The sequence below is a fragment of the Sabulicella rubraurantiaca genome (assembly GCF_017355885.1).
GTDB lineage: Bacteria > Pseudomonadota > Alphaproteobacteria > Acetobacterales > Acetobacteraceae > Roseococcus > Roseococcus rubraurantiacus.
Map to the genome: position 1 here is coordinate 60,308 of NZ_JAFEUU010000013.1, position 20,650 is coordinate 80,957.

Sequence of the window (20,650 nt, forward strand, 5' to 3'; positions counted from 1 at the left end):
GGCAGGAGTTTTCCGCGGGTTTTCCTATCCTCGATGAGCGACATCTCTCCCATCCCCAACGGGGACGACTACACCGGTGCATCCATCACCGTGCTGCGCGGCCTCGAGGCCGTGCGCAAGCGGCCAGGCATGTATATCGGCGACACGGATGATGGCTCGGGCCTGCACCACATGGCCTTCGAGATCATCGACAACTCGGTGGACGAGGCGCAGGCCGGTTTTGCGAGCCGCGTGGACGTGGTGCTGAACGGCGACGGCTCCGTCACCGTGCGCGACGACGGGCGCGGCATCCCGGTGGACATCCACGCGGAGGAAGGGGTGAGCGCGGCCGAGGTGGTGCTGACGCGCCTCCATGCCGGCGGCAAGTTCAACCAGAACTCCTACAAGGTCTCGGGCGGCCTGCACGGCGTCGGCGCGGCGGTGGTGAACGCCCTGTCCGAGTGGATGGAGGTCCGCATCCGCCGCGAGGGCAAGGAGCACTTCATTCGCTTCGAGCACGGCGACACGGTGGAGCCGCTGCGCGTGGTCGGCGAGCAGGGCGACCGCTCCAACGGCACGGAGGTCACCTTCAAGCCTTCCGCCGCCACCTTCACCAAGACCGAATACGACTTCGCGGTGCTGGAGCGGCGGCTGCGCGAGCTCGCCTTCCTGAACAGTGGCCTGCGTATCACCCTGCGCGACGACCGGCATGTCCCGGCGCAGGAGGCGGAGTTCTGCTTCGAGGGCGGGCTGCGCGCCTTCGTGGAGTGGCTGGACAAGGGCAAGGAGCCGCTCTTCAAGCCGCCCATCAGCGTGGCCGCCAAGGAAGGCGAGGGCATCCGCGTCGAGCTGGCGATGTGGTGGACCAGCTCCCCGCGCGAGGTGATGCTCTGCTTCACCAACAACATCCCGCAGCGCGATGGCGGCACGCACCAGGCCGGGTTCCGCCAGGCGCTCACGCGCGTGGTGGCCAAGTACGCCGAGGAATACGCGAAGAAGGAGAAGGTCGAGCTGTCCGGCGAGGACATGCGCGAAGGCCTGACCTGCGTGCTCTCGGTGAAGGTGCCCGACCCGAAGTTCAGCAGCCAGACCAAGGACAAGCTGGTCTCCTCCGAGGTGCAGCCCGTGGTGCAGGTGGCCGTCGCCGACGCGCTCTCCCATTGGTTCGAGACGCATCCCAAGGAGGCGAAGCACGTCCTCGACCAGGTCGTGCTCTCCGCCGTGGCGCGCAAGGCGGCGCAGCTGGCGCGGGAGAAGGTGGGGCGCAAGAACGCGCTCGACATCAGCACGCTTCCTGGAAAGCTGGCCGACTGCCAGGAGAAAGACCCGGCACGAAGCGAGATCTTCATCGTCGAGGGTGACTCGGCCGGTGGTTCCGCCAAGCAGGGGCGCAACCGCGCCAACCAGGCCATCCTGCCGCTGAAGGGCAAGATCCTGAACGTGGAGCGGGCGCGCATCGACAAGATGCTCTCCTCCGCCGAGATCGGCACGCTGATCACGGCGCTGGGCACGGGCATCGGCCCGGGCGACCCGAACAAGGGCGGGTTCTCGGCCGACAAGCTGCGCTACCACAAGATCGTCATCATGACGGACGCGGACGTGGACGGCTCCCACATCCGCACGCTGCTGCTGACCTTCTTCTTCCGCCAGATGCCCGAGTTGATTGAGCGCGGGCACCTCTTCATCGCGCAGCCGCCGCTCTACCGCGCAAAGCGCGGGCAGGAGGAGCGCTACCTCAAGGATGACCGCGCGCTGGAGGATTACTTGCTGGAGAAGGCAGGGCACGGGGCGCGGCTGGTCCTGGGCGACGGGACCGAGGCTTCGGGCGACGACCTCGCCGCCGAGGCGGAGCGGCTGCGCCAGGTCGCCTCGCGCATCCGGCGCCTCGCGGCCGAGGTACCGACGGAGATCGTCGAGCAGGCAGCGCTGGCGGGCGTGCTGACCCCCGATACGCAGCGTGCCCTGGAGGGCGCGCCCGACCTCGCGGCGCGGCTGGACGCCATGGCACCCCCGGCCGAGCGCGGCTGGAAGGTGACGGTGGACGAGGCCGGCATCCACCTGCACCGCGTCGTGCGCGGCGTGGCGGAGCGCCACCACCTGACCGCCGCCGCCCTGCGCTCCGCCGAGGCGCGCTGGCTGGACGAGCGGCGGGATGCGCTGCGGGCGGCCTATGGCCAGGGCGCGAAGCTCGTGCTGGAGGCGAGCGAGGCGCCGCTGCGCGGCCCGCTGGCGGCGCTGGAGCGTCTTCTGGCTCAGGGCCGCAAGGGGCTGACCATCCAGCGCTTCAAGGGGCTGGGCGAGATGAACCCCGACCAGCTCTGGAAGACCACGCTGGACCCGGCGGTGCGGACTCTGCTGCAGGTGCGGGTGGACGACGCCGAGGATGCGGAGAGCGTCTTCTCGACCCTGATGGGCGACGTGGTGGAGCCGCGGCGCGAGTTCATCGTCGGCAACGCGCTCAAGGTGGCCAACCTCGACGTGTGAGGCCCCGCAAAGCGAAAGCCCCGCCCGAGGATGAACCTCGGACGGGGCTTTTGGGGCGATCGACGGGACTCGAACCCGCGACATCCAAGACCACAACCTGGCGCTCTACCAACTGAGCTACGACCGCCGCAGTGGGGCGCTGGATAGTCCCCGCGCCCCCAAGCGTCAACTACTCCTCCCAGCGAACCTTCGTGAAGTCGGCGGGCATCAGCAGCTTGCTTTCCTGGGTGGCGATGAAGGGCCGCACCTTCGCCAGGTAGTCCAGCCAGTTCTGTTGCGCGAAGAGCTTGGCGCGACGCTCGGCGCGCTCCTCGAAGGATTCGTAGGCCCACATGTGGATCACCTGGTTCAGCGGCCCGAACTCGGTGGTGTAGTAGCCGACGAGGCGGCCCAGGATGGGCTTCTGGATGGCCAGCCCTTCGGCGGCATAGGCCTTTACGTAGTTCCCGATCGTGCCGGGATGCATGGTGTAGATGCGTTGCTCGACGATCATCGTCCTCTCCCTCGCTGGCCGGTCGCGCCCCGGGAAGGGGCGGCGCGGTGCTTCCCGTTCTGGCAGGAAGCGCCCGCGTCGCGGAGAGGGGGGCGGCGCTATTTCGTGACGAAGGCCTTCTCGACCACGAAGGTGCCCGGCTCGCTGTTGTTGCCCTCGACGAAGCCGCGGGCTTCCAGCAGCGCCTTGCAGTCGGCGTTCATCGCCTCGCTGCCGCAGATCATCACCCGGTCCTGCGCGGGATCCAGCGTCTCGACGCCCGCCTCGCGCTCCGCCGCGCCGGTCTCCAGACGGGCCGTGATGCGGCCCTGGACGGGGAAGGGCTCGCGCGTCACGGCGGGCAGGTAGACCAGCTTCTCGCGAACGAAATCGCCCAGCAGCTCATGGTCGCGCAGCTCGCCCGTGATGTAGTCGCGATAGGCCAGCTCCTTCACCTCGCGCACCGTGTGCGCCAGGATGATGCGGTCGTAGCGCTCATACACTTCCGGGTCGCGGATCAGCGACATGAAGGGGGCGATGCCGGTGCCGGTCGCCAGGAACCACAGGTTCCGTCCGGGCAGCAGGTTGTCCGGGATCAGCGTTCCCACTGGCTTGCGGCCGATCAGCACCTTCTCACCCACCTGGATGTGCTGGAGGCGGGAGGTGAGGGGGCCGTCCTGCACCTTGATGGACAGGAACTCCAGGTGGCCCTCCCAGGCGGGGGAGACCATGGAATAGGCCCGCACCAGCGGCTTGCCGTTCACCACCAGCCCAATCATCGCGAACTGGCCCGAGGTGAAGCGCAGGGCCGGGTCGCGCGTGCAGGTGAAGGAGAACAGGCTGCCGGTCCAGTGATGGACGGAGGTCACCTCCTCGGCGAAGAAGCCGGGGGGGGCGGCGGCGATCGGGTCGTAGGCGATGTCCATGGCCCTGGGGTTTTGCGGCCCGTGACGCCGGCGCGCAAGCGGGGCAACCTGTTTCCATGGAATACCAGCCCCCCGCCGACCCCGCGACCGACCCCCCCGTAGGGCCGGTGGTGGACCCGACGCCCCGCCCCATCCCGGCCCGCATCCCGCATCGCGGCTGCGCCGTGACGCTGGAACCGCTGCATGTGCGCCACGCGGCGGAACTCTGGCAGGCGGCGCAGACGGATCGCTCGGGCGCGGGCTGGGCTTATCTTGGCTATGGTCCGTTCGGCGACGCGGCGGCGATGCGCGCCCATGTCGCCGCCTTTGCGGCCCAGCACGACCCCATGGCCTGGGCGGTTCGGCCGCATCTTTCCGGCACGGCGGATGGCTGGCTGACCCTGATGGAGATCCACCCGTCCCAGGCGCATATCGAACTGGGCCATATCTGGTTCTCGCCCCGGATGCAGCGCACCCGCGCGGCGACCGAGGCGATGTTCCTCCTGATGCGCCACGCCATGGACGATCTCGGCTATCGGCGCCTCACCTGGAAGTGCAACGCGCTGAACGCGCCCTCGCGCCGGGCGGCGGCCCGGCTGGGCTTCACCTATGAGGGGACGCTGCGCGCGCATCTTCAGGTGAAGGGGCGGCGTCGCGACACTGCCTGGTTCTCCATCCTGGAGGAGGAGTGGCCGTCGCGGCGCGCAGCGATCGAGGCGTGGCTGGATGACGCGAACTGGGATTCGGATGGCCGCCCCCGCGCCTCCTTGCGGCAGACGGGGTAACGGGCCGGGTTTGACCCGGCTGACACGCGGCCGTCACGGCGCTGCAACAGGGAGGGGCTAGGCCATGCCCGGTTTCCAACCAACCGGGAGTAGTTGATGCGCCGAAGCCTCCTCGCCACCGCGGCGAGCCTCGCCCTTTCCCTGCCCGTCCTGGCGGACCAGCGCTTCGAGGTGACCCTGGCCGGCCACGCCATGCTTCCCGGCGCAACCTTGCTGGCGCCGCCTGCCGACGCGCCGGAATATTTCTACCTCTCCGGCCGCTTCACCGGTGCTTCCCGGGTCGAGCAGCCCGGCAGCGTCCCTTCCGTGACCCTGCCGGGCTATGGCGCGCGCCCGACCGGGCTGTCGCTGCCCTTCCAGGGCCAGCCGCTTCAGGGCTTCTCGGGCATCAAGCCGGCGGGTGACGGCTCCTATTGGGTGACGGGCGACAACGGCTTCGGCAACCGTCGCAACTCTCCCGATGCGCTGCTGATGATCCATCGCATCCGCCCGGATTTCGGAGCCGGCAGCGTGGCGGTGGAGCGCACGATCTTCCTGTCCGACCCGAACCGCGTCGCGCCCTTTCTGGTGGCGACGGAAGCGACGCCCAGCCGCTACCTGACCGGCGCGGATTTCGACCCGGAGAGCCTGCAGCCCCTGCCGGACGGCACCTTCCTTGTCGGCGAGGAATTCGGCCCCTACCTGCTGCATTTCGACGGTGAGGGCCGCCTGCTGCGCATCGTCGAGACGCGGCTGGATGCCGAGGTGCTGCGTTCGCCGGACCATCACGCCCTGTCCATCCCGCCCCAGCCGGGCGCGACCATCCCGTTCCGCGCCCGCCGCTCCGGCGGCTATGAGGGCCTCGCCCTGACGCCGGATGGCCGCACCGCCTGGGCGATGCTGGAGCAGCCACTTTTCGCCGCCGGGGAGAACCGCTCCGAGGGCGCCTTCCTGCGCGTGCTGGAATTCGATGTGGGCCGCATGGAATGGACGGGCCGCACGGTGCGCTTCCGCCTCGCGGAAGGCGCGACGGCGATCGGCGACTTCAACTTCATCGACGAGCGCCGCGCCTTGGTGATCGAGCGCGACAATGGGGAGGGCGACCCCTCCCTGTCCTGTGCTCAGGGCATCGAGTCCACGCATGAGCGCCCCTGCTTCGCCAACCCGGCGCGGGTGAAGCGCGTGACGCTGGTGGACATGGGCAGCACGGATGCGGAGGGCTTCGTCCGCAAGATCGGCCATGTGGACCTGATGGCGATTCGCGACCCGCAGAGCATCGCGCGCCACCGCGGTGACCGCGCCCCCGGCGCCGAGGAGACGGTGCTGCGTTTTCCCTTCTTCACCATCGAGAATGTCGCGATGGTGGATGCGGACCACATCATCGTCGGCAACGACAACAACCTGCCCTTCAGCGCCGGCCGCCACCTTTCGCGGGTGGATGACAATGAATTGGTGCTGCTGCGCGTGCCCGAATTGCTGCGGGCGCACTGACTTGCGTCACCTGCGGGGGAGCGACATAGACTGGATAAGGCCCTTCTTCCCCGCAGGATTCGCGCGATGCCTCCCGAGGACACCGTTCAGGCCTTCATCCCCGGGACGCGTGCCGTCCTGGCGCCCACCGGCCTCGGTGTGCTGAACGGGCTCGACTTCGCCGCGAAGGATCTGTTCGACATCGCAGGCTGGCCCACGAGCGGCGGCAACCCGGACTGGGAGCGGACGCACCCCGCCGCCGTCGCCACGGCTCCCGCCGTGCTGGCGCTTCTGGAATCCGGCGCACGCCTCGCGGGCAAGACCAAGACGGTGGAGCTGGCCTATGGCCTGACCGGCGAGAATGTCTGGCACGGCACGCCGCTCAACCCCGCCGCGCCCGGTCGATTTCCCGGCGGCTCTTCCTGCGGCTCCGCTGCGGCCGTGGCGGCTGGCCTCGTGGATTTTGCCCTGGGCACTGATACGGCGGGCTCGGTCCGCATCCCGGCCTCTTATTGCGGAATCTTCGGCATCCGGCCGAGCTGGGGTGCGGTGAGCTTGGCCGGGACGATGGCGCTCGCGCCCTCCTTCGACACATGCGGCTGGTTCGCCCGCTCCGCCGCCGTGCTGCGACGGGTGGGGGAGGCACTTCTCCCGGAGGACGCGCCTTCCACCCCGCGCCGCCTCGGACCGGCGATCAAGCTGCAATCCGCATGGATGAACGCGGAACCGGCCACCGCCGCCGCGCTGACCCCGTCGCTGGAAGCCGTCGAGCGCGTGCTGGGCCTGGGCGAAGCGATCCGCGCAGAGACAGGGCCCACGAGGCTGCGCCGCGCCTATGAGGCGGCGCGCTGCGTCCAGGCGCAGGAGGCCTGGGTGACCCACGGCCCCTGGATCGAGGAAGCGAAGCCGCGCTTTGGCCCTGGTGTCGCCGAGCGCTTCGCTGCCGCCAAGGCTATGGATCCGGAGAAGGCGGCCGATGGGCGGCTGCATCGCCGCCGCTTCGCATCCTCCATGCGCTCCCTGCTGCAAGGCGGCGCGGTGCTGGTCTTCCCGACCTCGCCCGGCCCGGCCCCGCTGCTCGGCGCCTCGCTGGCCGAGCAGGATTCGGTGCGGGAGCGGACGATGGGCGTGACCGCCAATGCGGGGCTGGCCGGGCTGTGCGAGGTGACGCTGCCCGCCGCGCAGGTGGATGGGGCGCCGGTCGGGCTGTCCTTGGCGGCGGCGCCGGGGCATGACCGTGCGCTGCTGGAACTGGCCGAGCGAATTGCGGCCGAGCTTGGGATCGGGGAATGATGATTCGTGACGCCCGGCCGGAGGATCTCCCGGCCATCACTGCCATCTACGCCCATCATGTCCGCACCGGCACCGGCACCTTCGAGGAGGAGCCGCCCGGCGAGGCCGAGATGGCATCGCGCCTCGCCAAGGTGCAGGGGGCTGGCTGTTCCTGGCTGGTGGCGGAGCAGGACGGGCAGGTGACGGGCTATGGCTACTACGCTCAGTTCCGCGACCGCAGCGCCTATCGCTTCACGGCGGAAGACAGCATCTACGTGCGCGACGACGTGCGCGGCATGGGGGTGGGCAAGGCGCTGGTGCAGGCGCTGCTGGAGCGTGCGGCCGCGCAGGGCTTCCGGCAGATGCTGGCGGTGATCGGCGACAGCGGCAATGCCGGCTCCATCGGCCTCCATTCCTCGCTCGGCTTCCGGCAGGTGGGGACGATGAAGGCGGTCGGGCTGAAATTCGGCCAGTGGGTGGATGTGGTGACGATGCAGCGGGCCCTCGGCGAGGGCGAACGGAGCCTGCCGGACGCCTGATCAGGCGACGCGACGCCTTCCCTTGCCGCCCAGCCGCTCGAGGTCGGCTTCCACCATCTCGGCCACCATCTCCTCCAGCGTGATGCGCGGCGCCCAGCGCAGGACGCGCCGCGCCTTGCTGGCGTCGCCGTGCAGCACGTCCACCTCGGCGGGGCGCAGATGCGCGGCATCCACGCGCACATGCCGTTCCCAGTCCAGCCCGGCATGGGCGAAGGCGAGGCGGCAGAATTCCCGCACGCTGGTCGAGCGCCCGGTGGCGACGACGTAATCGTCGGCATGCTCCTGCTGCAGCATCAGCCACATCGCCTCCACGTAGTCGGCGGCATGGCCCCAGTCGCGCCGCGCATCCAGATTGCCCAGCACCACATGGTCCGCGAGGCCGAGGCGGATGCGCGCCACCGCGTCGGTGATCTTGCGCGTCACGAACTCGATGCCGCGCAGCGGGCTCTCGTGGTTGAACAGGATGCCGGAGGACGCATGCAGGCCGAAGCTTTCCCGGTAGTTCACCGTCATCCAATGCGCAAAGGCCTTGGCGGCGGCGTAGGGGGAGCGCGGGTAGAAGGGCGTCCGCTCATCCTGCACGGGCGCCTGGATCTTGCCGTACATCTCGCTGCTGCTGGCCTGGTAGAAGCGCGCACGCGGTGCGGCGATCCGCACGGCTTCCAGCATGTTCGTCGCCCCCATGCCGGTGACCTGACCGGTGAGCAGCGGCTGCGTCCAGGACGTCTTCACGAAGCTTTGCGCCGCGAGGTTGTAGACCTCGTCCGGCCGCGACATCTCGACCGCACGCAGGATGGAGGACAGATCCATCAAATCGGCGTCGAGCATCACGACATCGGATTCGATGCCGAGCCAGCGCAGCCTTTCACCGATGGCGTCGGAGGAAGCGGACCGGCGCAGCAGCCCGTGGACGCGGTAGCCCTTGCCGAGCAGCATCCGAGCCAGATAGGCCCCGTCTTGGCCGGTGATGCCGGTGATGAGCGCACTCTTCATGGTTTCACGCTACCAGAAGCCGCGACGGGCGGTTAGCCTGTCCCGAACTGGGAGGATCATGACATGCGCCGCATCCTGGCCGCCCTCGCGGCCGGCCTTCTCGCCTTGCCAGCCTGGGCACAAAGCTTCCCTGATCGCCCGATTCGCCTCGTCGTGCCCTTCGCTGCCGGCGGCGCCACCGATGTCGGGGCGCGCGTCCTCGCGGAAGCCATGTCGCCGCATCTTTCCCAACCCATCGTGGTGGAGAACCGGACGGGCGGCGCTGGGCTGGTGGCGAGCGAGGCCGTGGCCCGTGCCCCGGCGGATGGGCACACCATCCTGATCAACAACACCAGCCATTCCGTCCTGCGCCTCGTAGTGCCCAATGCACCGATCGACGTGACGCGGGTCCTGACGCCGGTGACGGTGCTCAGCGAGATGCCGATGGTGATGCTGGTGGCGAACAACCACCCGGCGCGCGACCTGCGCGAATTCATCGCCATGACGCGCGCGAATCCCGGCCGGTGGGATTACGGCAGCACAGGCGGTGGCGGGACGCTGCAGATGGCGGCGCTGCTCTTCCTTCGCGCCGCGGGGGTGGAAATGAACGAGATCCCGTATCGCGGTGGCGCTCCGGCCACGATGGATCTCGCAGCGGGGCGCATCGCCATGGTGTTCGACGTGGCGCTGACCGGCGTGCAGTCGGCGCGGGGCGGGCAGGCGCGGGCCTTCGCCGTCACCAGCGCTGCGCGGTCCCCAGCCTTGCCGGATGCGCCGACGCTGCGCGAGGCAGGGCTCGATGCGGAGATGAATGTCTGGCAGGCGCTGTTCGTCGCCAGCGGCACGCCGGCGCCTGTGCAGGCGGCACTGCACCGCGCGGTGGCCGCCGCGCTATCGGGCGAGGCGGTGCAGCGGCGATTCCGCGAGCTTGGCGTGGACCGCATCCTCGCCAACACGCCGCAGGAGGCGGCGCGCTACGTGGCGGCGGAGGTGGAGCGCTGGGAGAACCTGCTGCGCGGGCGGATCACTCCCGGCGGTTAAGCCGTGGGAGACGCCTCAGCCCTGCTCGGTCCTGCGACGGGATTCGCGCAGCCAGATGACGCTGAGGCGCTTCGCCGAGGCGGCAACAGGCTTGACCGACGGCATTTCGCCAAAGTCGGACTGTGCCGCCGCGCGAGCAGGTTGCGCGGGCTTGCCCGTCACGTTCCTGTCCTTCTCGCCACGCTTGCTCGCCATGCGTCTATTTTGGTGCTTCCGCTAAAGCCTGACATTCGGGGGGATTACTTACGAAGCGTAGAATGGAGCAGAATTACCCAATATGGTCGTCTCTGAAATCCAAAAAACTCGAAGCCTTCGGCAACATCTACTCGCAGTCATGCTTGTGGCGTCGTTGCCCATGCTGGCGCTTGGGGGCTTCACCGTCATTGAGCTTGCGGGAAGGCTGCGAGCCAGCCAGCAGGAGCGGCTGAACGTCGCGGCGGGCGCCGCGCGTCACGTCGTCGAGCGGGAGTTGGAGGGGGCGGTGCTCGTCCTCTCGACCCTCGCGGGCTCCCTCCTGCTCGATGATCCACGCACGAATCTGCAGGATTTCCATTCCCGCGCAGCGCTGGCGGCCGAGATGCTGGGGACCTGGGTCGTGCTGCATGACCGAGAACCTGATCGCCAGCTTCTGGACACGCGCTATCCCGTCGGGACGAGCCTGCCACTCGCGCCGCCGGAGAAGCCTGCCCGGCAGGCTATGGAGACGGGACGGCCGGCCATTGCGGCGTTGGGGCAGGGACAGGAGATCGTGTCGGTCGCGGTTCCAATCATGCGTGAGGGACGGGCCATCGGGGCGCTGGCCGCGCCCCTGGACATGCTGCGCCTCGTGCGGCTCCTGGAGGAGCAGCAGAAGGCCAGCCCGGGGCTCACGCTCTTCGTGCTTGACAGCAGCATGCGCCAGATCGCCGCCACCTCCATGGAGCCGCTGCTGGACCAGTCGGCGATGGCCGAGGTCGCCGCTCAGGGTGACCGGATCGCGCGCGTGCTCGGGCCTGCCGGGCCCGTCGTCGTGGCCTTCAACCACACGGAGGATGGCGGCTGGGTGGTGGGTGCCGCGGAGTTGGAGGCCAGTTTCGTGGCCTCGTGGCGCGACCCCGCGGTGCGGCTGCTGCTAATCGCAGGGCTGGTCCTGCTGGCCGGCTTCGTGATCGTGACTTGGCAGGCACGCCGTCTCGCCCAGCCCCTCGCACGACTCGCGGCCGGGGAGGAGCGTGAGCAGGGCGCTGCCCGCGTGCAGGAGTTCGAGGAACTAGAAGGCGCGGTGCGCTCCATGCAGGAGGCGCTGCGGCGTGAGGCGGCGAATGCGGACCGCGCGGCGGCGGCAAACCTTCAATTGGCGCGCGAGGCGGAGGATGACCGCCGCCTCCTGTCGTCCGTGATGCACAGCATGCCAGATTCCGTCTTCGTGAAGGATCTGGCGCTGCGTTACGTGCTGATCAACGAAGCCGGCGCTGCGATGATCGGCCGGCCCATCGAGGAGGTGATCGGGCGCTCCGACGCCGATCTCTTTCCGCCCGCCATCGCCGCCGAGGTGTCGCGCGTGGACCGGCTGGTGATGGATGCCGACCTGGCGCGCGAGCAGGAGGAGCGGATCGAGCGCCTCGACGGGACCGAGACCTGGTTCATGTCGGTGAAGGCGCCCTGGCGCGACAGCAGCGGCGAGATGGCTGGTCTGATCGGCGTTGCGCGCGACGTGACGGAGCGCAAGGCGACGGAGCGGCGGCTGGCCAAGGCGGAGGCGGCGATGCGCCGCATCGCCCGCGCCGACAGCATGGCCGCGATGAGCGTCGGCCTCGCGCATGAGCTGAACCAGCCCCTGACCGCCGCCAGCAACTACCTGCGCGCCGCCCGCCGCCTCGCCGCCGGGGAGGCGCCCGATGCCGCGCGCCTCGACATGGCGCGCGAGGCGATGGCCGAGGCCGCGGATCAGGTGATCCGCGCCGGCGCCATCATCCAGCGGCTGCGCGACTTCATCGGGCGCGGCGAGACGGAGCGCCGCCGGGTGGACATGGGCGGGATGGCGCTGGAATCCGTCACTCTCGCCCGGGCGGCGCGCGGACCGGGCGCAGCGGCCGTTCCCGTGGTGATGGACGGGCGCAACCACGTCGTCATGGGCGACTTGGTCCAGCTGCAGCAGGTGACGGTGAACCTGCTCCGCAACGCGCTGGAAGCCACGGATGCCGAGCCGGAGCCCCGCGTTATCCTCCGCCTGTCACGCGCCGAGGGAGAGGTGCGGCTGGAGGTGGAGGATAACGGCCCCGGCATTCCGCCCGACGTGATGGAGCGCCTCTTCGAGCCCTTCCAGTCCACCAAGGCCGACGGGATGGGAATTGGGCTGTCGATCTGCCGGGCCATTGTCGAGGCGCATCACGGACGTCTGGAAGCCTTGCCCGCAGATGGGGGCGGGACGGTCATGCGCGTTTCACTAGCGGAAGCGCCTTGAGCCTCGCGCACAACGCGTGTTCATATGACGTGCCATGCAAGGTGGGGACGATGGAACCGGTTCTGCACGTTGTAGATGACGAGGAGGCGGTGCGCCGCTCCCTGGCTATGCTGCTCATGGCCGCCGACTACAATGTCGAGACTTACGGCGATGCCGCAGCGCTGCTGAACGCCGCCTCGCGCGGCACGGGCCTCGCGCCTGGCTGTCTGATCCTCGACGTTCGGATGCCTGGGATGGACGGGCTCTCGCTGATGGAGGAACTGAGCAAGCGCGGCATCACCCATCCCGCCATCGTCGTGACGGGCCATGCCGACGTGCCGCTGGCCGTGCGGGCGATGCGCGTGGGGGCCATCGACTTCCTGGAGAAGCCCTACACGGAGGAGCGCCTGCTGGAAGCGGTGAAGGCGGCGCTCGCAGCAGGGGATGAGGCGACTCGCCGTCGCTCCGCGGAAACGCGCGCCACGGCCCAGGTCAGCGCGCTGTCCCCACGCGAGAAGGAGGTGCTGGAATGCCTCGTGCAGGGCATGGCGAACAAGGTGGTCGCGCACAAGCTCGGCATCTCGCCCCGCACGGTGGAGGTGCATCGCGCGAACCTGATGGACAAGCTCAACGCGCGTTCCCTGCCTGAGCTGGTGCGGATCGGTCTCGCAGCCGGGATGTAGCGCAACAAAAAAGGGCCGGCTCGCGCCGGCCCCCTTCCAGATACCGTCGGGCTCAGTAGCGACGATAGCCGCGGCCATAGCCGTAGCTGGGCGGCGTCGGCGTGGTCGCCGCGCCGATAGCCGCGCCACCGAGGCCGCCCGCCACAGCGCCGATCGCCGCGCCGGTTCCGCCACCCGCGAGGCCGCCGATGGCTGCGCCGCCACCGGCGCCGATCAGGCCGCCGCCAACAGCGCGCTGCGTCGGGTCATAGGGGTTGGTGCAGGCCGTGGCACCAAGGGCAACGACGCCGAGGGCCGCCATGCGAAGCTTATTGGCAATCATACTAATACCTCCTCTTGATCAAGCCCGACGCCGCAACGCGCCAACGATGGCGAGCAGCACGACAGCGCCGATGGTGGAAATGATGAGGCTCGGGAGCCATCCTTCGTAGGCAACCCCGAGCATTCCTGCCAGGAACCCACCCAGAAGGGCACCGACCAGGCCGACGATCAGGTTCGTCAGCAGGCCATGGCTGCGGTTCATGATCTTCTCGGCGATCCAGCCGGCCAGCAGGCCGATGATGATCGCACCGATCAGTCCAACTCCGCTCATGTGTTCAGGTCTCCTTTCGCGCGGGGCTGCGGGCAACGAAGCGGCGCAGGAGCGCGAGCGCGCCGGCGGCCGCCGCCGTCTTGACGAGGCTACCGGCCTCGATCGGTTCAGGGCGCGGGGGCGCAGGCGGGGCGTTCTTCGCCTCCTGGCGCGCGCGCGCATCCTCGGGGCGTGCTTCCTCCTTGCCGGACCAAGCGCGCGTGAATTCCGCGCCGAGCAGGAAGATGAGCGCCGAGTAGTAGATCCAGAGCAGCACCACCACGAGCGTGCCCGCGGCGCCATAGCCCTGCGCCGCGCCGGAGGCGCCGATATACATGCCGATCAGCGTCTTCCCGATGGTGAACAGCAGCGCGGTGACGAAGGCGCCCACCAGCACGTCACGCCAGTGCAGGCGGCGGTCGGGCAGCACCTTGTAGATGGCGGCGAAGAGACCGGTGATGACGGCGATCGACAGGGCGATATTCGCCACCCAGAGCACGGGTTCGAGCCAGGGGATGCGCGCGCCGATCCAGTCGCTGAAGGCCGAGAGTGCGGCCGAGGCGGCAAGCGAGACGAGGAGCAGGAAGGCGGTGGTGGCAACGAGCCCCATCGCCGCCGCCTTGGCGCGCACGAAGGCGGTGATCGTCTCCGTCACCGTGTCGGCGTCGGGTGTCTGGGTCTTCCAGATGGCGTTCAGCGCACCTTGCAGCGCACCAAATGCGCCCGACGCGGTGAGCACCAGGGTGACGATGCCGATCAGCAGCGCCCATCCGCCGCGCGCATCGCCCAGGGCGTTGTCGGCCATCTCGCTGACCGTGCCGGCGGCCTCGCGGCCCAGCATGTCCTGCATCTGCGTGGCGAGGGCCTGGTGCACCTGTTCCTCGCCGAAGATCATCCCGGCGACGCCGGTCGCGATGTAGAGCAGGGGACCGAGCGAGAAGAGGGTGAAATAGGCGATCCCCGCCCCGCGCGTGAGGCAGTCATCGGCGAGGAAGCCGGTGATCGTGTCCTTGGCAATGGTGAATGCGCGGGAAAGCATGAGTGTCCTCGTTTCACCCCTGCGAACGACGGAACGTCGCTGCGAGTTTCCGATGCACGCAAGCATCCGATCGGTGAGGCCGATGACACACATCGGCGATTGGCCGCTTCCGCTCCGGACGCGGCGCTGGGACGACATGCGCTTCACCATGGGAGAATGTCGTGACCCGCCCCGCCCTGCTTCTCACCGCCGCGCTGCTGCCCGCCTATGCCGCCGTGGACCCGCCGCGCTCCTACAACAACATGGAGCGCGCCTGTTTCCAGCATGGTGGCGCCTTCGCGATCCGCGTGAAGGTGGAAGGCACGACGACCGAAGGCGCCCAGCGCCATCTGTTCCAGGGCACCGGGTTGGAGGCGTCGCGCTGCTGGGAAATGAAAAGCTTCAGCCGGATCCGCTTCGAGGTGACGTGGCTGAAGGGCCTGTCCTAGACGCCGCTCTGCACCTTCGACGTGGCGGCGCCCGGCTACCGCACGCACGGCACGAGGGGCACCGCCTTCAACCCGATCTGCTCCTGACGCGGCGCGTCAGTGCAGGCGCGGCGCCTTCAGGTGGCGTGAGCGGTCGCCGCTGGTCACGGTGATGTCCAGCCGCTCCGTTCCGCGCGCCAGGGACAGGCGCACCTTCGCCCCCGCCGAGCCGGCCTGCCGCACCGCCGTCCAGAGCGAGGCGAGGTCGTTCACCTCGCGCCCCTCGACGGCGAGGATGCGGTCATCGGGCTGCACCCCTGCCTGCTCGGCTGGCCCGCCCTTGGCCAGGGAGCCGACGCCGACCTGGTCGTCCTCCTCCGTCGCATAGAGTCCTAGCCAGGGCCGCACGGGGCGCCCGGTGACGCCGGTGCGCCGCATGGTCTCCAGTACGGGCAAGAGCGGAGCGACGGGCACGACCATGTTCAGGTCCACGCGGTTGCGCCCGCCGCCCTGCTGCAGGATCAGCGATCCGACGCCGACGAGGCGTCCATCCGGTCCGAACAGCCCGGCCCCGCCCCAATGGGGATGGGCAGGGGCGGTGAAGATCGCGTTCTCTAGCAGGTATTCCCACTGGCCCGCGAAGGGCTGGCGCGCCGCGACGGCACAGGCCACCGCATGCTCCGCCCCACCCGAGGCCGCGAGCACGCATTGCGCGCCCTGCGTCAGCGCCTCGCTGTCGCCCAGCTCCGCCACCTCGGATTCAGGCGGCAGCGGGCCAAGCGCCTGCACGAGGCCGAGGCCCGACTCGAAATCGGTGGCGAGCGGCGTGCCCTGCACCACGCGCCCGTTCGAATCGGTGATCCAGATGGTTTCCGCTTCAGTGATCAGGTAGCCGATGGTCAGCAGCAATCCCGAATGGTCGATCCACACGGCCGAGCCTTCGCGCTCCGTGCCCAGCGTGGCGGCGGAGGTGGCATCGGGCGGCATGAGGGAGCGCAGCGAGACCACGGAGCGCAGGCGCTGCGCCAGGGGCCAGGAAAACTCGCTGGGCTCGGGGCGGAAGGCCTCGGGCACTTCCCAGTCATCGTCGGACATGGCCCCTATATAACGCGCGTCGTCACAGCAGGGAGTGCGCGATCCGGAATGCCTCGCGCACCGTGGCCGCGCGGATGCCGGCGCGGTCGCCCGGAAACACGCAGCGCCGGTGGATGGTGCGTCCCTCTATCGCAGCTGCGAGATGGACGAGGCCGACTGGCTTCTCCGCGCTGCCGCCGCCAGGCCCGGCGACGCCGGTGCAGGACAGGGCGATGGCGGCGCCCGAGCGGAGCAGGGCGCCTTCCGCCATGAGGCGCGCCACCTCCTCCGACACCGCGCCGACGCGGGCGATGATCTCGGCAGGGACGCCTAGCAACGCGGATTTCGCCCCGTTGGAATAGGTGACGAAGCCGGCAAGCACCGTGTCCGAGGAGCCTGGGATGGCGGTGAGAGCGGCGGCGATCAGCCCCCCTGTGCAGCTCTCCGCCGTCGCCAGCGTGGCACCCTGCGCCCGGCAGGCGGAAAGCAGCGCCTCGGCCTCGCGCAGCATCGCGTCTTCCATCATGGCAGGATCATCCTCAGCCCTAGCACCACCAGCCCGGCGAGAAGCCCGGCCATGAGGTCGTCCCCCAGCACGCCCATCGTGCCGCCGCGCCGGTCCAGCCAGCCGATCGGGCCTGGCTTGCCAATGTCGAAGGCGCGGAACAGGGAAAAGGCGATGGCGGAAGCGAGGAGCCCATCGGCAAAGGCGAGGGCGAGCGACATGCCTGCCGCCTCGTCCACCACGATCCAGCCCGGATCGGTCTCAGCCTCCGGCAGGCGCGACACCGCCCAAAGCCCCACGATTGTGAAGAGCGTCGCCGCCAGCAATGCGGCCCAGTTCGGGGCGAGGGCCAGGGGAAGCACCGTGGCCGAGCCCCAGCTGCCAGGGCCAGGGCGCAGGAAGCCGACGCCGCCGACCGACGCGACAGCCCGCGCTAGGCCGGCCATGCGGCCATCGGGTGCGGCTGGCTCTGCGTCGCGGGGTCCTTTGCGCGGTAGATCGCCACGTTCTCGATCACGCGCTGCACGTAGTTGCGCGTTTCCGAGAAGGGGATCAGCTCCATCCAGTCCAGCATGGGCCGGAAGCCCGAGCGCGGGTCGCCATAGGTGCCGAGCCACTCATCCACGCGGGCCGCGCCGGCATTGTAGGCGGCGAAGGCCAGCGGCATGGCGCCGCCATACCGCTCCAGACGGTCGGCGATGTAGGCTGAGCCGAGGCGCATGTTGTGCGACGGGTCATTCAGCATGGTCGGGTTGTGCGGCACCCCGATCCGCCGCGCCACCGATGCCGCGGTAGCGGGCAGGAGCTGCATCACGCCGCGCGCATTCGCGGAACTGACCACGTCGATCTCGAAATTGCTTTCCTGCCGGGAGATGGCGAAGACCACCGCGGGCTCTGCCCCGCCGCCGGGGGCCGGGTAGGGGGAAGGCCAGCCATCCTCCACCAGCATCGCGCCCTGGGCGCCGCCGCGCCGCGCCACCCACACCGCATGGTCCGGCCGCCCGATCCCGGTGGCGAGGCGCGCGACGAGGAGACGGTCGGCATTGTCGGCGGAAAGCTCCTCCAGCCGCAGCAGGAAGGGGCGGGCGCGCCGCCCCTCACCGAGATCGGCCATCAGGAGGACAAGGCGCACCAACTCGCGCTGGAGGAAGGCGCGCGCCTCCGGCTCGGCGGGGCGGGGAATGGCAAGGCCGGTGATGCGGCGCGACAACGTCGCCGGGTCCTCGCCCAGGGCGAGCGCGGCCATCTGGCCATAGAAGGTGACGGGGAAGCCCGCCGCCTGCTGCCAATGGGCGCGGGCGCGTGATGCATTGCGCTCGGCGCGGCCCTGCCAGTAGAGCGAGCGCGCCTGGGTGATGGCGGAGCGGCTGCCTTCGCCCACCATGCGGAAATGCGGCATGGCGCGCGCCGGATCCTCCAAGAAGCGCAGCGCGATGAAGCCGGCCAGGAACTCCGCCTCCTGGCGCGCCTCGCCGGGAATGGTCTGGCCGTGCTGCGACGCCACCTGATAGGCGGTGCGCGGGTCGCCGAGGCGCAACAGCTTGCGCGCCAGCACCTGCCGCTCCGTCCAGATGGCGCGTTGCGCGATGGGTGGCAGGTCGCGCTGCGCGGGCATGGCGGCGGCCCAGAGCGCGGCCGCCTCGGCATCGCGATCCGCGCGGCGCAGGCTCTGCGCGAGGGTGAGGGTGGCGCCGGCATCGCGCGCGGAGGCCGGGGCTTCGGAAGTATCCGTCCCCGTGGCGAGGCGAAGCTCCGCCAAGCGGGCGCGTACCGGGTCCAGCAGCGGCGCCACGCGCTGCGCGCCGCCCAGGTCGCGCGCGAAGAACAGCCGGTTGAAGCGGCGCCAATGCGCATCGGCATCCAGGAGGTTGCCCACGCGCGCCAGGAAGTTGGGCTCGGCCAGGGCGTCGGAGCCGGTATCGTCGCCCCAGGCGCGCCGCGCCGCCTCGCGCGCCGCGTCCAGCCGTCCCGCATTGATCAGCGCGCCGGCATGGCGCGCCGCGCCGTCCAACGTTCGCGCCGGGCGCGGCGCGTGGAAGCGCAGCACCAGCGAATCATCGGCGTCGAGGGCCAGCATCTCCTCCGCCCGGGTCTGCAGCGCATTCTGCTGCGGCCAGTCGGGCGCGGATTCGATGAAGCCCACGATCTCGGCCGCGCTGGACGCACCGCCGCGCTGCGTCAGCCGCATCCAGGCGACGAGCTTCGCGAGCAGCGGGTCTGCGCTCTCGGCGAGGGCGGCCGCCTCCGTCCATCGTCCCGACTGGGCGGCGAGAAGGGCGGCGCGCCCCGCCTCACGCCCGGTCTGGGCGAAGGCAGGCAGGGCAAGGCTGGAAAGGAGGAGCGAGCGGCGGAGCATCCCGCACTTGTAGAGCAAGCGGAGGCGTCGCGGCGAATCCGGCGCTTGTTGCGGGGGCGCGGCAAGCCTAGTTAGGGAAGCACAGGATCCCGCACACGGACAAAACGCCCATGAAGTCCTCCACCCTCGCCCTGCGGGGCTCGCTCACTGCCCTCATCACGCCCATGCGGGAGGATGGGAGCGTGGATGAGCGCGCCTATGCCGAGTTCATCGAGTGGCAGATCGGCGAGGGGACGGAAGGGCTGGTGCCGGTGGGCACCACGGGCGAAAGCCCGACCCTGAGCCATGACGAGCACAAGCGCGTCGTCGAGATTTGCGTCGAGGTGTCGCGCGGCCGCGTTCCGGTGGTGGCCGGCACGGGCAGCAACAGCACGTCCGAGGCGATCGAGCTGACCGCGCATGCGCGCGAGGCGGGCGCCGATGCCGCGCTGGTGGTGACGCCCTACTACAACAAGCCGACGCAGGAAGGGCTGTACCGGCACTTCATGGCCATCGCCGATGCGGTGGACCTTCCGGTGGTGATCTACAACATCCCCGGCCGCTCCGTGATCGACATGACGCCGGAAACGATGGGGCGTCTGGCGAAGCACCCGAACATCATTGGGGTGAAGGACGCGACGGCGAAGCTGGACCGGCCGCTGGCGCAGCGCCGCGAATGCGGGCGCGACTTCGTGCAGCTTTCCGGCGAGGACCACACCGTCCTCGCCTTCATGGCGTCGGGCGGCCATGGCTGCATCAGCGTCACCAGCAACGTGGCGCCGCGGCTCTGCGCGCAGATGCACCGCGCTTGGCGCGAGGGTCGCGTCGCCGAGGCGATGGAGATCCAGGACCGCCTCGCCCCCCTGCATGATGCGCTTTTCGTCGAGACCTCGCCGGGGCCAGTGAAGCATGCCGCGGCGCTGCTGGGTCATGGCACGGCGCATTGCCGCCTGCCGCTGGCGCCGGTCGCCGAGTCGACGGCGCGGCAGGTGGAAGGGGCGATGCGGGGCGCCGGCCTGCTGAACTGATGGCGGAACCACGCAAGAAGCCACTGATCAGCCATGGCACGGCGGCACAGAATCGCCGCGCCCGCTTCGATTACAAGGTCGGCGACACGATCGAGGCGGGGATGGTCCTGCTGGGCCCGGAGGTGAAGAGCCTGCGCGCCGGCCGCGCCAGCCTGGGCGAGGCCTGGGCGGGCGAGCGCGACGGCGAGATCTGGCTGTTCGGCTGCCACATCAGCGAGTGGCAGGCGGGCAGCGTGGTCGCGAAATTCGATCCCGTCCGGCCCCGCAAGCTGCTGCTGCACAAGAAGCAGGTCCGGGAGCTGACCGGTGCCGTGACCCGAGAGGGCGCGACTCTGGTGCCGCTGGAAATCCGCTTCAACGAGAAGGGCCGGGCCAAGTGCATCATCGCCCTGGCCACCGGCAAGAAGCAGCACGACAAGCGCGCGGACATCGCCAAGCGGGACTGGCAGCGCGACAAGGCGCGCCTCATGCGCGACAAGGGCTGAGCCGAAGGCGACGTCATTTATCATTTCCCTCACATGCTGAGAGAAAATGCAACTTTTAGTTGCGATAATCGGAGTTGAGCGCAGCTAGAAATATGCTGTCCAAAAATGTAAGTGATTCTTCTCGCGAATTCATCCAGATACGCACATCTACGTGTTGACCAAACGTTAACCACCTCTGATAAGCGCTACCGGGTGCAGTGCAA

At 69.6% G+C, this 20,650-nt stretch carries 22 protein-coding genes and 1 tRNA gene; 11 read left to right on the plus strand and 12 right to left on the minus strand.

What is annotated here, in order from left to right; translation table 11 throughout:
- Positions 1-33 precede the first annotated feature (33 nt).
- Positions 34-2,463 carry a DNA topoisomerase (ATP-hydrolyzing) subunit B gene (gene gyrB / locus JTJ31_RS18965; protein ID WP_207540301.1) on the plus strand — a complete coding sequence of 810 codons (2,430 nt, stop codon included), beginning with the start codon at positions 34-36 and terminating at the stop codon, positions 2,461-2,463.
- Positions 2,464-2,514: 51 nt separating this feature from the next.
- Here the strand turns inward: gyrB and JTJ31_RS18970 are convergent.
- The 3 genes from JTJ31_RS18970 to JTJ31_RS18980 form a co-directional block, all read right to left on the minus strand.
- A tRNA-His gene (locus JTJ31_RS18970) sits at positions 2,515-2,590 on the minus strand.
- A 42-nt stretch (positions 2,591-2,632) separates the two neighbouring features.
- Complete coding sequence (locus JTJ31_RS18975) at positions 2,633-2,956, minus strand: NIPSNAP family protein (protein WP_207540302.1); 324 nt, start codon at positions 2,954-2,956, stop codon at positions 2,633-2,635.
- 98 nt (positions 2,957-3,054) lie between these two features.
- The gene (locus JTJ31_RS18980; protein WP_207540303.1) at positions 3,055-3,861 is read right to left on the minus strand and encodes a ferredoxin--NADP reductase; all 807 of its coding nucleotides are present in this window, start codon (positions 3,859-3,861) and stop codon (positions 3,055-3,057) included.
- Between the two features lie 56 nt (positions 3,862-3,917).
- On the opposite strand from JTJ31_RS18980, the gene JTJ31_RS18985 reads away from it, so the two are divergent.
- From JTJ31_RS18985 to JTJ31_RS19000, 4 genes are all read left to right on the plus strand, one after another.
- On the plus strand, positions 3,918-4,625 hold the full coding sequence (locus JTJ31_RS18985) for a GNAT family N-acetyltransferase (RefSeq protein ID WP_207540304.1): 708 nt from the start codon (positions 3,918-3,920) through the stop codon (positions 4,623-4,625).
- Between the two features lie 96 nt (positions 4,626-4,721).
- Positions 4,722-6,095 carry an esterase-like activity of phytase family protein gene (locus tag JTJ31_RS18990; RefSeq protein ID WP_207540305.1) on the plus strand — a complete coding sequence of 458 codons (1,374 nt, stop codon included), beginning with the start codon at positions 4,722-4,724 and terminating at the stop codon, positions 6,093-6,095.
- Positions 6,096-6,161: 66 nt separating this feature from the next.
- A complete protein-coding gene (locus tag JTJ31_RS18995) occupies positions 6,162-7,367 on the plus strand; it encodes an amidase (RefSeq protein WP_207540306.1) in 1,206 nt (401 codons plus the stop codon).
- A complete protein-coding gene (locus JTJ31_RS19000) occupies positions 7,364-7,885 on the plus strand; it encodes a GNAT family N-acetyltransferase (protein ID WP_207540307.1) in 522 nt (173 codons plus the stop codon). Before JTJ31_RS18995 ends, JTJ31_RS19000 begins: the two co-directional genes overlap by 4 nt.
- On the opposite strand, the gene JTJ31_RS19005 is transcribed toward JTJ31_RS19000, so the two are convergent.
- Complete coding sequence (locus JTJ31_RS19005) at positions 7,886-8,878, minus strand: GDP-mannose 4,6-dehydratase (RefSeq protein ID WP_207540308.1); 993 nt, start codon at positions 8,876-8,878, stop codon at positions 7,886-7,888.
- 63 nt (positions 8,879-8,941) lie between these two features.
- On the opposite strand from JTJ31_RS19005, the gene JTJ31_RS19010 reads away from it, so the two are divergent.
- Positions 8,942-9,898, plus strand: coding sequence for a Bug family tripartite tricarboxylate transporter substrate binding protein (locus JTJ31_RS19010; protein WP_207540309.1), 957 nt, complete (start codon positions 8,942-8,944; stop codon positions 9,896-9,898).
- A gap of 15 nt (positions 9,899-9,913) precedes the next feature.
- Here JTJ31_RS19010 and JTJ31_RS19015 read toward each other — a convergent pair whose 3' ends face one another.
- Positions 9,914-10,093, minus strand: coding sequence for a hypothetical protein (locus JTJ31_RS19015; RefSeq protein WP_207540310.1), 180 nt, complete (start codon positions 10,091-10,093; stop codon positions 9,914-9,916).
- A gap of 160 nt (positions 10,094-10,253) precedes the next feature.
- Here JTJ31_RS19015 and JTJ31_RS19020 point away from each other — a divergent pair, with 160 nt between their 5' ends.
- Positions 10,254-12,341, plus strand: a complete 2,088-nt coding sequence (locus JTJ31_RS19020; RefSeq protein ID WP_207540311.1) for a sensor histidine kinase — start codon at positions 10,254-10,256, stop codon at positions 12,339-12,341.
- 50 nt (positions 12,342-12,391) lie between these two features.
- Complete coding sequence (locus JTJ31_RS19025) at positions 12,392-13,003, plus strand: response regulator transcription factor (RefSeq protein ID WP_207540312.1); 612 nt, start codon at positions 12,392-12,394, stop codon at positions 13,001-13,003.
- Positions 13,004-13,055: 52 nt separating this feature from the next.
- Here JTJ31_RS19025 and JTJ31_RS19030 read toward each other — a convergent pair whose 3' ends face one another.
- From JTJ31_RS19030 to JTJ31_RS19040, 3 genes are read right to left on the minus strand one after another with little or no spacing between them, the layout of a single operon-like run.
- A complete protein-coding gene (locus JTJ31_RS19030; protein ID WP_236020437.1) occupies positions 13,056-13,325 on the minus strand; it encodes a YMGG-like glycine zipper-containing protein in 270 nt (89 codons plus the stop codon).
- Positions 13,326-13,343: 18 nt separating this feature from the next.
- On the minus strand, positions 13,344-13,595 hold the full coding sequence (locus JTJ31_RS19035; protein WP_207540313.1) for a GlsB/YeaQ/YmgE family stress response membrane protein: 252 nt from the start codon (positions 13,593-13,595) through the stop codon (positions 13,344-13,346).
- 4 nt (positions 13,596-13,599) lie between these two features.
- A complete protein-coding gene (locus JTJ31_RS19040) occupies positions 13,600-14,613 on the minus strand; it encodes a YihY/virulence factor BrkB family protein (protein ID WP_207540314.1) in 1,014 nt (337 codons plus the stop codon).
- Between the two features lie 161 nt (positions 14,614-14,774).
- On the opposite strand from JTJ31_RS19040, the gene JTJ31_RS19045 reads away from it, so the two are divergent.
- A complete protein-coding gene (locus JTJ31_RS19045; protein ID WP_207540315.1) occupies positions 14,775-15,041 on the plus strand; it encodes a hypothetical protein in 267 nt (88 codons plus the stop codon).
- Positions 15,042-15,137: 96 nt separating this feature from the next.
- Here the strand turns inward: JTJ31_RS19045 and JTJ31_RS19050 are convergent, their stop codons facing one another.
- From JTJ31_RS19050 to JTJ31_RS19065, 4 genes are read right to left on the minus strand one after another with little or no spacing between them, the layout of a single operon-like run.
- Positions 15,138-16,115, minus strand: coding sequence for a S1C family serine protease (locus tag JTJ31_RS19050; RefSeq protein ID WP_207540316.1), 978 nt, complete (start codon positions 16,113-16,115; stop codon positions 15,138-15,140).
- 22 nt (positions 16,116-16,137) lie between these two features.
- Positions 16,138-16,620, minus strand: coding sequence for a CinA family protein (locus tag JTJ31_RS19055; RefSeq protein ID WP_207540317.1), 483 nt, complete (start codon positions 16,618-16,620; stop codon positions 16,138-16,140).
- Positions 16,617-17,045, minus strand: coding sequence for a phosphatidylglycerophosphatase A family protein (locus JTJ31_RS19060; protein ID WP_207540318.1), 429 nt, complete (start codon positions 17,043-17,045; stop codon positions 16,617-16,619). The genes JTJ31_RS19055 and JTJ31_RS19060 overlap by 4 nt, the downstream gene beginning before the upstream one ends.
- Positions 17,033-18,955 carry a lytic transglycosylase domain-containing protein gene (locus JTJ31_RS19065; RefSeq protein WP_207540319.1) on the minus strand — a complete coding sequence of 641 codons (1,923 nt, stop codon included), beginning with the start codon at positions 18,953-18,955 and terminating at the stop codon, positions 17,033-17,035. The genes JTJ31_RS19060 and JTJ31_RS19065 overlap by 13 nt, the downstream gene beginning before the upstream one ends.
- Positions 18,956-19,065: 110 nt before the next feature.
- Between JTJ31_RS19065 and dapA the strand changes: the two genes are divergently transcribed.
- Together dapA and smpB are read left to right on the plus strand one after the other, a co-directional pair.
- Positions 19,066-19,962 (plus strand): 4-hydroxy-tetrahydrodipicolinate synthase, encoded by an 897-nt coding sequence (gene dapA / locus JTJ31_RS19070; protein WP_207540320.1) that lies wholly within the window; start codon positions 19,066-19,068, stop codon positions 19,960-19,962.
- On the plus strand, positions 19,962-20,447 hold the full coding sequence (gene smpB / locus JTJ31_RS19075; protein ID WP_207540321.1) for an SsrA-binding protein SmpB: 486 nt from the start codon (positions 19,962-19,964) through the stop codon (positions 20,445-20,447). Before dapA ends, smpB begins: the two co-directional genes overlap by 1 nt.
- Positions 20,448-20,650: the final 203 nt, after the last annotated feature.